Consider the following 15,877-nt stretch of genomic DNA (forward strand, 5'->3'; position numbering starts at 1 on the left):
TACTGGTATTTGTGCCATGCATCTTCTAGGATCCTTGCTCGTTAAATATCGAGCTAAAAGAAGAGCGTTTACCCTTGTCGTTACAGCAGTCATCCCCAATCGTTAGTCTCAAACAATTATCTGAACAAGTTTCAACTTGCATGTCTAAAGATAAGTTTAGGTTTAAATCTAGAATTCGCCGTTTTTCGACCATATCCTCTGAGCAACAAGATGATTATTTAGCAAAACTTAGCGCTGATATTGAAAAATCATCTTTATTGGTTACCCAAAGGCAACAGCAATGTCCAGAAATAGAATACCCAGATTTACCGGTTAGTGAGAAAAAAGATGAAATAGCTCAAGCTATTGAAAGCAATCAAGTGGTTATTATTGCTGGCGAAACAGGCTCGGGGAAAACTACTCAAATTCCAAAAATTTGCCTTGAATTAGGGCGCGGAATTAATGGTTTAATTGGCCATACACAACCAAGGAGACTGGCCGCTAGAACAGTAGCCAATCGTATTGCTGAAGAATTAAAAGGGCCTATTGGTCAACAAGTTGGTTTTAAAATACGCTTTTCCGATCAGGTTTCTGATAATACTTATATCAAACTGATGACCGATGGTATTTTATTGGCAGAAATTCAGCAGGATAAATTTCTTAATCAATATGACACTATCATTATTGATGAAGCTCATGAACGCAGTTTGAACATCGATTTTATCTTGGGTTACCTGAAACAATTATTACCAAGGCGTCCTGATTTAAAACTTATTATTACCTCTGCCACCATAGATCCGCAAAAGTTTTCTAAACACTTTAACGACGCGCCTGTGATTGAAGTGAGTGGTCGAACTTATCCTGTCGAAATGCGCTATAAAGAAATAGACAGCAGTGAATATGACCAAATCCAAGCCATTATTGAAGCCGTTGATGAATTATTAGTTGAACCTCGTGGTGATATTCTAGTGTTTTTAAGTGGTGAGCGAGAGATTCGTGACACAGCTGATGCATTAACCAAACAAAAATATCGAAATACTGAGGTGTTACCCTTATATGCAAGGTTAAGTAATAGCGAACAAAACAAAGTCTTTGCCAGCCATACAGGACGCAGAATTGTATTAGCGACTAACGTAGCCGAAACCTCGTTAACTGTGCCAGGGATTAAGTATGTTATTGATCCTGGTACTGCTCGTATTTCTCGTTACAGTGTACGTAGTAAAGTACAACGGCTTCCAATTGAGGCTATCTCTCAAGCATCTGCTAATCAAAGGGCAGGGCGTTGTGGTCGTGTCTCAAACGGGATTTGTATCCGTTTGTATTCAGAAGAGGATTATCTGTCACGAGATTTATTTACAGATCCTGAAATTTTAAGAACCAACTTAGCCTCAGTTATCTTACAAATGATGTCATTGGGCTTAGGTAAAATAGATCAATTTCCGTTTGTGCAGCCGCCAGATTCAAGAGCCATTAATGATGGTTTTAAATTACTCGAAGAGTTAGGTGCCATTGATTTAGAGCTGGGCCGTCAACAGTTGTCTAAGCTAGGTAGGCAACTTGCTAGGTTACCTGTTGATCCCAGATATGCCCGCATGGTAATTGAGGCTGATAAGCAGAATAGTTTACATGAGGTATTGATCATTGCTGCAGGCTTAAGTATTCAAGATCCGCGAGAAAGGCCACAAGATAAGAAACAACAAGCTGATCAAGCTCAGGAAGACTTTTTTAATAAAGAGTCCGATTTTTTAGGTTTCTTCCAACTCTGGCAAATTTTTAAAGAGCAACAACAAACCTTATCTTCTAGTCAATTACGTAATTGGTGTAAGAAACATTTTGTCAATTTTATGCGTATGCGTGAATGGCAAGATATTGTCAGTCAGTTAAAGAAATCTGTGGCTGAATTAGGCTTTGGTATTTCTTCGCAGACTGCAGATTACCAAGCTATACACCAAGCAATTGCGTCTGGATTGTTATCCCATATAGGCAATAAAGATAAAGACCGAGAATATTTAGGCGCGAGAAATAGCCGTTTTATGATTTTTCCAGGCTCGGGTTTAGCGAAGTCCCAACCTAAATGGACTATGGTGGCTGAACTGGTAGAAACCGCTCATCTATTTGGTCGCGTGGCGGCAAAAATAGAACCTGAGTGGATCGAGTCTATCGCCGAACATTTGGTCAAATCGGAATTTTCTGAGCCTCACTGGTCGAAAAAACAAGGTGTAGTACAAGCTTTTGAGAAAGTAACCTTATATGGATTGGTTTTAGTTAATCAAAGACGTAAAAACTATAGCCAAATTGATCCTGTTGTCAGTCGTGAAATATTTATTCGTGAGGCTTTAGTCAACATGGATACTAAGCTTAACTTTGCTTTTTTAGCCCATAATCAAAATGTTATTAGTGATATAGAAAACCTTGAAGATAAAAGTCGCCGCCGAGATTTGTTAGTTGATGAAGATAACCTGGTGGAGTTTTATAGTGAGAAAATCCCACCTTACGTATGTTCTGAAGCTAGCTTTAAAAAATGGTGGAAAAAACAATCGATAGCGAATGCTAAAATTTTAGATTTTGATCCAGCCGCGTTACTGAAAAAAACGACCACTCATATTGATGAATATTCATTTCCTGAGTTTCTTAAGCAAGGTAATTTAACTTTGGGGTTAACTTATCACTTTGATCCAAAAGACGAAGACGACGGTGTGAGCTTAATGGTGCCGTTAGCTTTGTTAAATCAGGTGACCACTCAAGGATTAGATTGGTTAATACCAGGCTTACGCCACGAGCTGATTGTAGCTTTAATTAAAGCCTTACCTAAATCGTTAAGACGTAATTTTGTGCCGGCTCCCAATTATGCAGAGGCTTGTTTGGCTGATATTCAGCCTGTAGATAAAAAGGGCAATGTTTTAGCATTTTTGCCGACTCTTTCTTTGAAATTAAAACGCATGACTGGTCGTGAAGTAGAAGTCGCAGAGTGGCCAATGGAAAAACTACCTAAACATCTGATTTTTAATATAAAAGTATTAGATGACAAAGGACAAGTTATTGCCCAAGGCCGTGATTTGAATCTGTTACAACAACAGTTACAAGGCAAGGTTAAACAAAATTTGCAAAAGGTTGCCACACCAGAACTAGAGCAAACAGGATTAACCGATTGGACAATAGAGGCTTTACCTAAAGAATTTATTAATAAAGCAGGGGGCTACGAAGTAAAAGCGTATCCAGCATTAATTAATGATGGCAAAACTGTGTCGGTTAAGTTATTTGATCGATCTCATATTGCCGAACAAGCTCATAAACTTGGCTTACGAAAATTGATTATTTTAGCGATCCCATCTCCGGTTAAATATTTACAGGATAAGTTACCTAACAAAGCCAAATTAGGCTTGTATTTTAATCCTTTCGGCCAAATTAAGGCATTAATTGATGATTGTATCGATGCTGCTGTTGATCAACTTGTGAAGCAATACTGTGAAGAAATGCAAACTGATATTCGCGATAAAGCGCATTTTAAGCAGTGTAGTGAGTTCGTTAGACAAGAGATTAATGATTATGTCTTAGATGTAGCCAAAAAAGTGGAAGTGGGTTTAACCATAGCTCATGAAACAAAGAAAAAAATGAAAGGTAGCGTCCCTCTTAATCTTATATATGCTCATGGACATATTAAAGCTCAGTTGGATTCCTTAGTGTATAAAGGTTTTGTTGCTGATGTTGAAGTAGCTCGGCTTAACGATTGGCAAAGGTATATAAAAGCGATTGCTAAACGTTTAGAAAAACTACCTATAGATCCGACAAAAGATAAGTTACATCAATTAAATGTAGAAAAAGCTCAGCAAGCTTACCTAGCAAAATGTAAACAGATCCCTGCGAATATGCCACAACCTAGTGAATTAAAGGAAGTCAGGTGGTTATTACAAGAGTTACAAGTGTCATTTTTCGCTCAACAACTAGGTACATCATCGCCCATATCAGTTAAACGAATTTTAAATTACCTAGATTCAATTTAGATTGGGCAATATCAATCGTTGACTTTAGATTGCCAGCACCCTATAAACACAGTGTAGAATTTAAACACTAGGGGTATCTTTGATGATAGGTTACGATGACAAGCGCAACTTTTTTCGTATGATGGTGAATTCTGTTTGTGAATTAAAAATTACTGATGAAGGCGCTGAACGTACAACTCAGGCTGTGTGTAAAGATATTAGTGCTTCAGGCATGTCCTTTGAATTAGCAGAAAGCGCTTTGGAGTTAGGTACATTAGTTAATGTTTATATCGAATCTACTAGTTCTCAAATACCTTCTTTGACTGCTGATACTAAAGTTGTTCGTTGTGACAAAGTAGATGACAATACTTGTGCTGTAGGCGTTGAAATAATTGAAATGAAATAAAAAGCGGCAACGTTAATTTACCGCTTTTGTGTTGTGTGTGTTTGCTTATCCATAAGCTATAGCACTCTGCACACAAACCCTTTTAAATAAAACCCTTCAGGGTAATTACTGCCAACCGGATGATCCGCTGCTTGTCCCAATCGTTCAATGATTTGCACTGTTCTTCCTGCATCTAAGGCTGCATCTGCCACTACTTTTTGAAATAAATCAAAGCCCAACAAGCCAGAACAACTAAAGGTGCATAAGATGCCACCAGGTTTCATTATTTGCATAGCAAGCATGTTGATGTCTTTGTAACCTCTACACGCTCGGACTAAGGAAGATTTTGAGTCGACAAATTTGGGGGGATCCAAAATGATTTGTTCAAACTCTCTGCCTTCTTGTTTAAAGTCTCGAAGGGCTTGGAACACATCTAGTTTAAGAAACTCAGACAGGCTGGTGTCGAGGTTATTAATTTCCATATTGCGTTTTGCTGTCGCTAAAGCTAAATCTGATACGTCAAGATTAGTCACAGACTTGGCACCGTTAGCGATAGCATAACTACCAAATGTCCCAGTATAACTAAAACAATTTAATACGTTTTTATCTTTGGCATATTTTGCGGCTATAGCGCGGTTATCACGTTGATCAAGGTAAAATCCAGTTTTATGACCTTCTTTTACATTGACGATTATTTTTACGCCATTCTCTTCAATGGTAACTTCGTCTGGTACATCACCGTGTAAGGTTTGGGTGATTTCCTCTAGGCCTTCTTTTTTACGCACTCCCACATCACTACGTTCATAAATAGAGCATTCTGGAAATTGTTTAGTCAGCGCCCAGACAATTTTGTCTCTATGTTTTTCTGCGCCTGCAGATAATAATTGGCAAACTAAAACATTGGCATATCTGTCTATTGTGACACCTGGCAGCCCATCAGACTCAGCGGCAATCAGCCGGTAACCTGTTAAACCATGTCTAGCAATAAGTTCCTCTCTGGATGCTTGTGCAGTCGCTATTCGTCTTTGGAAAAAAGCATTGTCAATACTTTCACCTTCTTCAAAGGTCCATATTCTCACTTGTATTTGTGATTCAGGAGACCAAGCACCACGACCTAACCAATTACCATCATGGGAATATACATCAACTGTATCGCCAAAGTTGGTGCGCCCAACTGTTTTTTCAATACCTCTAGAAAATATCCAAGGGTGGCGACGTTGTAAAGATTTCTCCCGACCGGGCTGTAAAATAACACTAGATGCCATAACTTCACTTACTTATAAATTTTGTGCAATTGTACATGAGGTGAAGATGATTTTCCGATTAAACTAGGTGAATGACTTAGATATAATAACAATCTAGTTAAATAATTGGTCGCTCAGCGATAATTTAAAAGGGCTTAAATAAGGCGTATGACTGACACTCTTTATTATAATAAAGTCAGTGCTCTTTCGAGTTTATGCAACGCAATGCAAGCCCTTTTAAAACTCGCCTGAAAGGAATACCCCAGTGCTTTCTGCTCTACGTTCTCGCTAATTAAAAGGGAACAACCATTACTGTATAGCGACGCCTTGATCAAAAAAACTGGACGCATCCTGAGTAACTAATAATTTAGCTAGAATGGAATAATTGCTATTAAAAATATTCCATTGAAAAGCTTAAATGGCCCCTTAATTAAGTATAATCGTCGGGTAATTAATTTTTAGGAGCAAAAGTGTCAGTGAATTATGAGCAATATTGGTTAGAGTTTCTGACTATTGCAAGTGTGCATCTATTGGCTGTTGCTAGCCCTGGTCCTGACTTTGCTGTAGTACTAAAGCATAGTATTAAGTTTGGCCGTAGGGCTGCTATGATGACAAGTGTGGGTGTTGGTTTAGCAATTTTACTTCACGTGTCATATTCATTATTAGGCATTGGTATTTTGATTAAAACCACACCCGGTTTATTCGAGGCTATTAGTTATTTAGCTGCTGCTTATTTATTTTATATCGGCTGGGGAGCGATTCGAAGCCCAGCGGTAAAGGTAGATGGCCATAATGAAATAGGCACTGAACTTGTTGCAATTTCTGATGCTAAAGCGTTTTCAATTGGTTTTTTGACCAATGGGCTTAATCCTAAAGCGACATTGTTTTTTTTATCAGTTTTTGCAGTGGTGGTGTCAGCAGATACTCCAAATGAAATAAAAGCTATGTATGGTTTGTATTTAGCTGTGGCAACGGGTCTTTGGTTTTGTGCTTTATCGTATTTTTTGAGTACAAAAAAGATAAGGGTCTTTATTAGTGCTAAAGGATATTGGTTTGATCGTTTTATGGGACTAGTTTTGATTTTGTTAGCCATTAAGTTAGTGCTACCTGAATAACTGCTTATTACTATCCTATATCTAGAATGGCATAAACCTGTATAATTTAAAAAACGTTGTTAAAAGGTGATTAGTGGAAGAGCAAAAGTTTGAAGTGATAGGTGGTAGTCTGGACAAATCTTTAAGGGGCGAAACACAGCTCGATCTAAAAGAGTTGGCTAGAGAGTCATGGGAATTAACTAAAAACCGTAAGTCTGAAGTATTACAAGGTGTATTATTTCTGTTTTTTATCGCTATTATTTTAGCTTGGGCGTTACAGTCAGTATTTGGTGTGACCAATATTGAGACTGCTCCTCCACGTTTATTAATGATGATTAAAGTAGCAGGTATCATTGTCACTGCGCCAATCATTGCCAGTATGTTAATGTTGGGCATTTCACATAGTGTCGGCAGTAAACCGCCATTTTTTTTATTACTTAAAAAAGTATTAAGTTCGGTACTCGTTATTTTATTAACCCTTGCCATTGCGGCTTTTACTGATTTAAGTTCATCATTGATCTCAAGTGTTAATGTGTTGGTTGGTTTTATTGTGTTAATTTATTTAGGTATGGCAACAGGATTTTCTATGATGTTGTTAGTAGAAAAAAAACTAGCCCCTAGCCAAACCATTATTCAATCTTTTAAAGTATATAATCGTTATATTTTACCCTTAAGTTTTTTCTACTTAGCATTTGTTCTGTTATTTATATTAGGCATGTTTACCTTTGGTATTGTGTATATTTGGTTAATCCCTTTTTACTTTAATTTTAAAGGTGTTTTATACCGAGAACTGTTTGGCGTAAGAGTCGCAAAACTAGACAATAATAAATTAATAAGTGAATCAATATTCCATGCATAAGAGCCTCAAAAACGTTTTATTTGTCCTCATTGCCATAGTAGTAGTCGTGGTGTTTATTGTAGAAATTCAACATAAGCCAAGATTAGAAAGTGAATTTAATATAGATAACCTTAATCAAATTCTTTTAGAGAATTTGTACGTTACGCCTTTACCTAGTAGCAGTGCGCCGGTCCCCGATTTTTCTGCCTATAAGAATGTTACTGAAAAGAAAAAAGCTTTTTTTGCCTACTTATTACCTGAGATCCGTAGACAAAATTTTATTGTTTTGAAAGAGCGCAAAATGGTATTGGCCTTGTATGAGTTGATCAGTAGTGATGAACCTTTGTCTGCCAATCAACAAGCTGTATTTACCCATTTACTTAAAAAATACCAGTTGTTGAAAAAGAAACATATGTCCAGAGAATATCTTTTGTCTCAGTTGATACAGAGAGTGGATGAAATCCCTGCAGAACTAATTTTGGTGCAAGCTGCAAATGAATCTGGTTGGGGAACGTCTAGGTTTGCACAACAAGGTTACAACTTTTTCGGTTTGTGGTGTTTTAGAAAGGGTTGTGGTTTTGTGCCGAGCAGAAGAGAAGAAGGCTCAGATCACGAAGTTGCCAAGTTTAAAGACTTATCCCATGCTGTGATGACCTACGTTCGAAATATCAATAGGTTATATGCTTACCATGACTTAAGAGAAATACGTATGAAACTTCGCAGACAAGGTAAATCAGTGACTGCAGAGGCGTTAGCCAAAGGTTTGTCCAAATACTCCGAAAGAGGGCAAGAGTACATTAATGAATTACAAAGTATGATACGTGTCAATAAAAAACATATGGGATTAAATCATTGATTTACAAAACTTTAATGCTTGGGGCATTATTATTTAATAGCCCGCTATTTGCTGAGACCTTAAATGTTGAATATGCCAGTTTTTATAGCCATGTAAAAAAAATTGATAAAGAGGAAACTAATAAACTTAGGTTCGCTTTTGGTTTTAAACATATTGCTTATGATCGTTTGTGTAAGGTGGTAGAGGCTAAAATTGTCACTCAGAAACAGATACTGCCTTTAACAGTCGAATATGCCAACCGCTTTACTGTGCCTAGTGACAAAATACTTAAAATGGCAAAAGCTTTGGTTTCTATTAAATTAGATGATAATGCTAACCAGTGTGATATGTCGGTTCAATTAGAGACAAAAGCTGAATATTTAAAACAACATTACAGCCATGCTGAACTGGTTTCTTTGCTGGTACAGTACCAAGCATTTTTTTCTAATATGGGCAGTTTTATGTCATTTATGATGCCCTCGGCTGAAGGCTTAAAAATTCATTTTGATCAGCATATGACTTTAGGTAAAGATCTCGATAGCTTAGCAGATGAATCTGGCAACTTAGTTTTGGGGCAAACTTGGTTTAAGCAGGGTAAAAGTCTAAATTTACCGAGAGTACCGTTACGCATAACCGCTTTGGTCGAGAAGTAGACCTTTATTTTCTCGGTATTTTAGTGATTTAGCTATCTTCAAGTCTAAGTTGATATTTAATTTGTTCGGCTATCCTATATACGCTATTTCTACCTTCATTAATCAGTTCCTGGGCACGATAAAACTCCATCATGCCAAAGTCTCTTAATTGGGGCTCGATAAGTATATCAGGTGGGTCACCTGCCAAGCGTGAGCGAGTAACCCTAGCTTGTAAAATGTCTAAAGAGCCTGTCATGGCATTAATAATTGAAGGGGCAGGTGGTACAGCTGGATTAGATTGTAATAATTCATCTTCTTCGGTATTGACTGGATCAAGTACTTCCAAACACTCTTCATTCAGTAAAGTATCCACAGCTAAATCTTGCTCGTCTTTTTCTACTGTTTCTTTCGGTTCACCTTTTGTGAACCATTGTTTAATTTGGCCTTTACTTCGTTTAAAGAACTCAGAGGTTTTTTTCTGGTTATTACCGTGGTCTATTTGATTATCTGCTAATGATTGTGGCCTAAAGTCTGCACTTAAATTAACTGCAATAACAATATCGGCACCTAATAACCTGCACATGTTGACTGGCACTGGATTAACTACAGCACCGTCTACTAACCAACGGTTATTATGTAATACTGGTGGAAATAATCCAGGAATAGCACATGAAGCTCTTACCGCATCTATAACTGATCCCGCTCTAAAGTCGACTTCTTTGCCACTATATAAGTCAGTAGCTACAGCAGCAAAAGGTTTGTTTAATTGCTCAAAGGTTGCATACGAAAAATTATCTGCTAGAGCAGTAAATACTTTTTGCCCGCTAACTAGCCCACCTCTTTGGAAACCAACTCCCATTAAAGCGAAAACTTGCCATTCAGTGAGACTTTCTACCCACTGGGCTAATTCAGGTAGTTTATCTGAAGAATATGCCGCACCTACATAAGCTCCAATTGAGCAACCTGCTACCACATCTATCTTAATATTCAATTCTTCTAAAGCTTGAATGACACCAATATGTGCCCAGCCTCTAGAAGCACCGCTGCCAAGAGCTAATCCAATTTTCATTTATGCGACTACCTTTATAAATTATTGATATTAATGGCAGACGCGATATTCACACTCTTGTCTGTGCGAGAATCTGTGCTAGAAAATTCTGGAGGATCAAAGCCTATATCTCCATTTACAAATGGTATGTCTTGCGTTTTTAAATTAGCAAAATCAAATGTTTGATTATCAGCCAAGTGTGAAGGCACAACGTTTTGTAAGGATTTTGCCATGGATTCAATACGGCCTGGGAAACGTTGATGCCAATCTTGTAACATGCCTTTAATCATTTTTCTTTGTAGATTTTCTTGAGAACCACAAAGGTTACAGGGAATAATTGGAAACGCCATTGCTGTTGAATATTCGCTAATATCATTTTCTGAGCAGTAAGCTAAAGGTCTGATGACCATTTGTTCACCGTTATCGCTAACTAACTTAGGCGGCATAGATTTTAATTGACCACCATGAAACATGTTTAAAAATAAGGTTTCTAACATGTCATCTCTGTGATGACCTAAAGCAATCTTGGTGGCTCCCAGTCTAGAGGCCGTTTTGTATAAAATTCCTCGCCGCAAGCGAGAACAAAGAGAGCAGGTGGTTTTACCCTCTGGAATGATATCAGTCACAATTGAGTAGGTATCTTCTTCAATAATCTCGAAATCTACAGCAAGTTTTTGTAAGTAGGTTGGTAATACTTCTTCTGGAAAGCCAGGTTGTTTTTGATCTAAATTGACTGCGATGATACTAAAACTGATGGGGGCTACTTTTTGCAGATACATAAGAATATCCAACATAGTGTAACTGTCTTTTCCGCCAGAGAGGCAGACCATAATCTTATCGCCATCTTCTATCATGTTAAAGTCGGCAATAGCTTTACCAGTATTTCTACGTAGACGTTTTTGTAATTTCTTAAATTGATGTTTTTGCGTGTGTTCTAGAACGACTGTTTGACTCATTAAGGTGACTTTAATTAGTTAAAAAATGCATATTAAAAGGTATAACTACGATTATACCTGAAATATTTCAGCAATGGCTAACAGACTCTTCAGATTGTCATAAGAATTAAACTAAAGCCTAATAGGGCATTCAAAGCCTTTCGGTTTTATAGCTAGCACGTCACAATTGAGTTTATCAATAACATGTTCAGCTGTATTACCAATTAATGCGGCAGAAATCCCTTGTCGACCTACCGTGCCAAGTACCACTAATTCTGCATCAAGTTGTTGTGCATATTTAGGAATGATATCTTCAGGTAAGCCTAGTTCTACATGGCAAAATTGTGCTGCAATATTATGTGTCTGTGCATGTTTTTGCATACCTTGTTTATGATGATTTAACGATATTTCATCATAGTTGGCTGAATTAAACTCAGGTATTTCTATAACAATATTGGCTGGTGTGCCAGGAAAGGAATTGACCAAATGTACGTTAGATTGCAATAAACTAGCAAAGTGTTTGGCTTGTTTGGTTATCTCTTGGTTAAGGGACATATGTTCTTCTATATCTACACCAATATTCACAGCCGCCACTATTTGTCCATTTTTACGCCAAGCATGATCTTTTACCAATAAAACAGGGACAGGTGCTTTTCGCATAATATGCCAATCAGTTGGTGTAAAAATAACGGATTTCAGTGTGTCGTTTTGTTGAGTACCTTTAACAATAAGATCATAACCATGTTCGAGTACTTCATAAATGATGCTTTCGTAAGGACGGTTATGCCAGACAATTTTTATGTCAATTGTCACACCTTCTGATGGGTAATGGGTCGTCACTAAATTAGTCAACCAATCGGTTCTATCATCTATTACAGCATTACGCATGTTTTCACGTTCGTCTGTAGTTAGCATACTAGTCATTTCATATGAGAAGTCATAAATGGTTAATAACGCGGTGACATTTGCGCCGTTGATTTTGGCTATTTCAATGGCTCTAGATAATGATTTTTGTTGAACTAATTCTGGTTCAATAACAGCCAGAATATTTTGATAATTCATAATGCTCACCTATTTGTAGACTTTATCTAAGCTTACGAAATTATCTAGTTGGCCGCCAGTTTTAGGGCCATATATTAAACAGACAAAGACATTAATTTGATAATTTGTAAACCTGCAAAAACGAGCAGGAGCAGACCAATTATTAATTTAACTTTGGGGTGTTGCACCATTTTCTGAGTTTTGGCAAAACCCAAAGCCATTAAAACCATTATTGGCAATGTTCCTAGACCAAATCCAAACATAAGTAGGGCACCATTAATTGCTGAACCGCTGGCTAATGACCAAGTTAAACTTGAATATATTAAACCACAAGGTAACCAGCCCCATATAATACCGTAAGGCAGGGCATACAGAGGATTTTTAAAAGGAATAAACTTAGTCGACCAAGGTCTGATTATTTGCCATAACTTGGTGCCAATTTTTTCTATTTTGCTTAATCCACGCCACCAACCCGTAATATAAAAAGCAAGTAATATTAAAAAGACACTGCCAATAAACTGTAAAATGACAATACCTTGATTAATTTGATTGGAAAATATCTGACCTAGCCATCCTGTAAGCCCCCCAGCTAGGGTGTAGCTGAAAATTCTACCTAGATTATAGGTAAGGGTGTAAGCAAATAAATTAGAACCCTTAGGCAAGGCATAACTAAAGGCGCCAACAATACCGCCGCACATACCTGCACAATGTACTCCTCCAGCTAAACCAATTAGCATGGCGGAGAAAAAACTTAATTCATACATCTGTATTATTGTTTTGTTTACTCTTGGTACTTTTATGATTCACATCATCATCAAATAAAATACTGCTACCTTGTCGTTCTAAATCTTCAAATTGATTAGATTTTACAGCCCAAAAGAATATTGCTATGGCAAAACAAACTAATACGATAGCGAGAGGGATTAATACATATATTATGTTCAAATAGATACCTACTTTATTTTAATAACCTAATGGAGTTGACCACTACTATCAAAGAACTGACCGACATACCTATTACAGCTAACCATGGGCTAAGATGTCCAGTAAAAGCTAAGGGTAAGACTAATAGATTGTATGCTATAGCCCAGCTAATATTTTGGATTATTTTTATTCGACAACGTTTAGCAAGATTAAAAACCAAGTTCAGTTTATCTAAGCGATTATCTAATAACACAATATCAGCAGAAGATTTTGCCAAATCTGATCCCGCACCTAAAGTTACTGAAACATCAGCTTGGGCTAAAACCGGACCATCATTTATGCCATCTCCAACCATTAGCACTATATTATCTTGAGCCTGCGCTTGTTTAATCAAATCGAGTTTAGTTTCGGGTGTTTGCTGTCCATACCAAGTATTAATACCCAGTTGTTTAGCGACATCTTCAACTACACTAGGCGCATCCCCACTAATTAGCACTAATTCTTGTTGCTTTATATTGTTGATGAAATTACTGCTCGATTCTCGGATTATATCTGTCAATAAAAGGCCGGCTAGCAATTTTTCATCGGATTGCAGAAAAACATTACAATGTAATAAATGATCTGGAATAGGGACGTTCATATAACCAGCAGCACCTAATTTATAGTGATTCCCTGATATAAACCCTTGTACCCCTTGGCCAACCTCGGCTGTAAAATCTGTAACTGGCTGGATATTATTGTATTGACTGAATGCTTGGGCAATGGGGTGAGATGAGTATTGTTCTAGACTAGCCGTGATACTAAGTATGTCATCAGTGCTGAGTTGAGTTAAATTTATACACTCTTTAAGGCTAAATTTACCTTCTGTTAAGGTGCCGGTTTTATCTAAACCAATCCAATTTACTTTGGTTAGTTTTTCAAGTGCGTCAGCTCGCTTCAGTAACACCCCATTTTTGTTCAAGTAGGCGACAGCACAAGACAAGGCAGAAGGAGTAGCCAAACCTAAGGCGCAAGGGCAGGTAGCTATAAGGACAGAAACCATAACCCATAATGCTTTTGATTCATCGATATTTAACCAAACGAAGTAAGTCACAGTGGCGATAAGCAAAACAGCAACCACAAAATATTGGGCAAATGTGTCAGTAATACTGGCAATTTGGGGTTTGTTTGCCATGGCTTGTGTTTGCAGCTTGCTGATTTCGTTGAGTATTGAATGTTTAAGGGGGGTTAATACTTCAACTGTTAGGGTGCCAAGTTGATTGATTGTCCCTGCATATACTTGGTTACCAATTGTTTTATGCACTAAATCAAACTCACCGGTTAGCATTGCCTCGTTTAATTCACCATTTCCATGAATGATAATGCCATCAATTGGCACCAATTCACCTGCTTTGATTAACACTTGTTGCTTTACTTTAAGTGACTTTGCTAATACTGGAATATGTTGAGAACCATTGATCACAGTGGCAACTGTCGGCATATACTCAAGCATGTTGGCAGAAATTTGCGAAGCTTTATATCTAGCACTGTGTTCTAAATAACGACTAATTAGCAGTAAAAAAACGAACATACAAAGTGATTCAAAGTAAGTTTGGCCAGTCTGTTGTGCTGTAGCAAAAAGGCTAGTGAAATATATAACTGTTAAAGCTATAGAAATGGGCACATCCATATTCACTGCTTTTGCTGCTATTGCACGAAAGGCACTAGAGTAAAACTCAGAGGCTGAATAAATAATGACAGGAGTTGTTAGTAATAAACTAATCCAATTAAAGTATTGTTTAGTGTCCGCTTCAATATGGCCAAATAAGTCAAAAAACACGCCGAGATTTAGCATCATGACTTGCATTGTCATTAAACCAGCTAAGCCAAGTCTTTTTAAAAAAGCTTTATTTTCTATGCGGTAAGACGCTTCATGTTGTTCGGCTTGAAAGGGTTTTGCATGGTAACCAATTTGTTCAATATGATTTAATATCTGGCTTAACTTTAATTCTGTGGTGTTCCAACTTACTGTTGCTCGTCGAGCGGAAACATTGACACCAACTTTTGTGATCCCCTGAAGTTTGATTAGTTGTTTTTCAATTAACCAACCACAAGCCGCACAATTAATACCACTTATCGTGAGTTGTATTTCACTGTGATTTTGTTGAGTATCTACAAATTCCTCGATAATAGAATCGTCATCAAAAACTGCTAAGGTTTTTAATATATCATCAGGTTTGCTGTCGACCTTTTCAGCAAATTCATTACGATAATGGTAATAGTCTTCGAGTCCATTTTGGGTAATCGCTTCTGCCACAGCCAAACAACCAGGACAACAAAAATTTTGCTGTTTACCCGATATTATGGTTGAGTAGCTTTGATGCGGGGAGTTGTCTAAACCGCAGTGAAAGCAATGGCTGGTCATAGTCTATTAGGGCTTAAATTCAAATGTTTGTTGCCGCGGAAGAGATACCATCTGTTGAATTTTCCAATCGTCGTTAAAAGGATGAAGACTAATTCTCCATTTACCTGCCACATCATAGTCATGTGGTGCACGATAGATCCCTTTTGCATCTTTAAATAGCGTCACAGAGAAGTCTTTAAAATCTTGGGTGGCATGGTGGAAATCCATAACTAAGGCTGAATCATCCTCAGGCAATCCAGAAACAAAGCTGAGCTCAATTTTATTATTGTTGATTACTAACTGAGAAACGATATTTAACTCTTTGGCTTTTTGAATAGCTTTTATTTTAACATTAATTGCTTTGCCTTCTTTATAGTAATCGTCGATGACCATACTGTCTTCTGTGGTGAAGGCTAAATACATCATGGTAAAACTCAATACCATAGATGTCAGTGGCACTATAATTAAAAACCAAGGCCAAAATTGTTTATACCAAATGATAGAATTGGAGGTTTGCATGTATCTGAAATACTCTTTGAATAAATATCGAAAATAAAAA

General features: G+C 37.3%; 14 protein-coding genes. 6 read left to right on the forward strand and 8 right to left on the reverse strand.

What is annotated here, in order from left to right; genetic code table 11:
* Positions 1–74: 74 nt before the first annotated feature.
* Positions 75–3,980, forward strand: coding sequence for an ATP-dependent RNA helicase HrpA (gene hrpA, locus GQR87_RS09855; RefSeq protein WP_158968876.1), 3,906 nt, complete (start codon positions 75–77; stop codon positions 3,978–3,980).
* A gap of 82 nt (positions 3,981–4,062) precedes the next feature.
* A complete protein-coding gene (locus GQR87_RS09860; RefSeq protein WP_158968878.1) occupies positions 4,063–4,365 on the forward strand; it encodes a PilZ domain-containing protein in 303 nt (100 codons plus the stop codon).
* Between the two features lie 56 nt (positions 4,366–4,421).
* Here the strand turns inward: GQR87_RS09860 and GQR87_RS09865 are convergent, their stop codons facing one another.
* A complete protein-coding gene (locus GQR87_RS09865) occupies positions 4,422–5,609 on the reverse strand; it encodes a class I SAM-dependent rRNA methyltransferase (RefSeq protein WP_158968880.1) in 1,188 nt (395 codons plus the stop codon).
* A 455-nt stretch (positions 5,610–6,064) separates the two neighbouring features.
* On the opposite strand from GQR87_RS09865, the gene GQR87_RS09870 reads away from it, so the two are divergent.
* From GQR87_RS09870 to GQR87_RS09885, 4 genes are all read left to right on the forward strand, one after another.
* On the forward strand, positions 6,065–6,703 hold the full coding sequence (locus tag GQR87_RS09870) for a LysE family translocator (RefSeq protein ID WP_199271746.1): 639 nt from the start codon (positions 6,065–6,067) through the stop codon (positions 6,701–6,703).
* A gap of 73 nt (positions 6,704–6,776) precedes the next feature.
* Positions 6,777–7,541 carry a hypothetical protein gene (locus GQR87_RS09875; protein ID WP_158968884.1) on the forward strand — a complete coding sequence of 255 codons (765 nt, stop codon included), beginning with the start codon at positions 6,777–6,779 and terminating at the stop codon, positions 7,539–7,541.
* On the forward strand, positions 7,534–8,376 hold the full coding sequence (locus GQR87_RS09880; RefSeq protein ID WP_158968886.1) for a glucosaminidase domain-containing protein: 843 nt from the start codon (positions 7,534–7,536) through the stop codon (positions 8,374–8,376). The genes GQR87_RS09875 and GQR87_RS09880 overlap by 8 nt, the downstream gene beginning before the upstream one ends.
* On the forward strand, positions 8,373–9,008 hold the full coding sequence (locus GQR87_RS09885) for a DUF2987 domain-containing protein (protein ID WP_233267446.1): 636 nt from the start codon (positions 8,373–8,375) through the stop codon (positions 9,006–9,008). Before GQR87_RS09880 ends, GQR87_RS09885 begins: the two co-directional genes overlap by 4 nt.
* A 28-nt stretch (positions 9,009–9,036) precedes the next feature.
* On the opposite strand, the gene GQR87_RS09890 is transcribed toward GQR87_RS09885, so the two are convergent.
* From GQR87_RS09890 to GQR87_RS09920, 7 genes are all read right to left on the reverse strand, one after another.
* A complete protein-coding gene (locus tag GQR87_RS09890; RefSeq protein ID WP_158968888.1) occupies positions 9,037–10,056 on the reverse strand; it encodes a patatin-like phospholipase family protein in 1,020 nt (339 codons plus the stop codon).
* Between the two features lie 14 nt (positions 10,057–10,070).
* A complete protein-coding gene (gene ttcA, locus GQR87_RS09895) occupies positions 10,071–10,991 on the reverse strand; it encodes a tRNA 2-thiocytidine(32) synthetase TtcA (protein ID WP_158968890.1) in 921 nt (306 codons plus the stop codon).
* A gap of 111 nt (positions 10,992–11,102) precedes the next feature.
* Positions 11,103–12,032, reverse strand: a complete 930-nt coding sequence (uspE, locus tag GQR87_RS09900; RefSeq protein WP_158968892.1) for a universal stress protein UspE — start codon at positions 12,030–12,032, stop codon at positions 11,103–11,105.
* Positions 12,033–12,106: 74 nt separating this feature from the next.
* Entirely contained in the window at positions 12,107–12,775 is a 669-nt protein-coding gene (locus GQR87_RS09905) for a sulfite exporter TauE/SafE family protein (protein ID WP_158968894.1), read from the reverse strand.
* Positions 12,768–12,956 carry a cbb3-type cytochrome oxidase assembly protein CcoS gene (gene ccoS, locus GQR87_RS09910; protein WP_158968896.1) on the reverse strand — a complete coding sequence of 63 codons (189 nt, stop codon included), beginning with the start codon at positions 12,954–12,956 and terminating at the stop codon, positions 12,768–12,770. The genes GQR87_RS09905 and ccoS overlap by 8 nt, the downstream gene beginning before the upstream one ends.
* A 13-nt stretch (positions 12,957–12,969) precedes the next feature.
* Entirely contained in the window at positions 12,970–15,339 is a 2,370-nt protein-coding gene (locus GQR87_RS09915) for a heavy metal translocating P-type ATPase (RefSeq protein WP_158968898.1), read from the reverse strand.
* A 6-nt stretch (positions 15,340–15,345) separates the two neighbouring features.
* Positions 15,346–15,837, reverse strand: coding sequence for a FixH family protein (locus tag GQR87_RS09920; protein WP_158968900.1), 492 nt, complete (start codon positions 15,835–15,837; stop codon positions 15,346–15,348).
* Positions 15,838–15,877 lie beyond the last annotated feature (40 nt).

This window comes from Paraglaciecola sp. L3A3, assembly GCF_009796765.1.
Taxonomy (GTDB): Bacteria; Pseudomonadota; Gammaproteobacteria; order Enterobacterales; family Alteromonadaceae; genus Paraglaciecola.

Bases quoted from the DNA above. Each gene is read 5' to 3' on its own strand.
- GQR87_RS09905 (WP_158968894.1), bottom strand. From the start codon at position 12,775: ATGTATGAATTAAGTTTTTTCTCCGCCATGCTAATTGGTTTAGCTGGA.
- ttcA (WP_158968890.1), bottom strand. From the start codon at position 10,991: ATGAGTCAAACAGTCGTTCTAGAACACACGCAAAAACATCAATTTAAG.
- GQR87_RS09860 (WP_158968878.1), top strand. From the start codon at position 4,063: ATGATAGGTTACGATGACAAGCGCAACTTTTTTCGTATGATGGTGAAT.
- GQR87_RS09920 (WP_158968900.1), bottom strand. From the start codon at position 15,837: ATGCAAACCTCCAATTCTATCATTTGGTATAAACAATTTTGGCCTTGG.
- GQR87_RS09865 (WP_158968880.1), bottom strand. From the start codon at position 5,609: ATGGCATCTAGTGTTATTTTACAGCCCGGTCGGGAGAAATCTTTACAA.
- uspE (WP_158968892.1), bottom strand. From the start codon at position 12,032: ATGAATTATCAAAATATTCTGGCTGTTATTGAACCAGAATTAGTTCAA.
- GQR87_RS09890 (WP_158968888.1), bottom strand. From the start codon at position 10,056: ATGAAAATTGGATTAGCTCTTGGCAGCGGTGCTTCTAGAGGCTGGGCA.
- GQR87_RS09915 (WP_158968898.1), bottom strand. From the start codon at position 15,339: ATGACCAGCCATTGCTTTCACTGCGGTTTAGACAACTCCCCGCATCAA.
- GQR87_RS09880 (WP_158968886.1), top strand. From the start codon at position 7,534: ATGCATAAGAGCCTCAAAAACGTTTTATTTGTCCTCATTGCCATAGTA.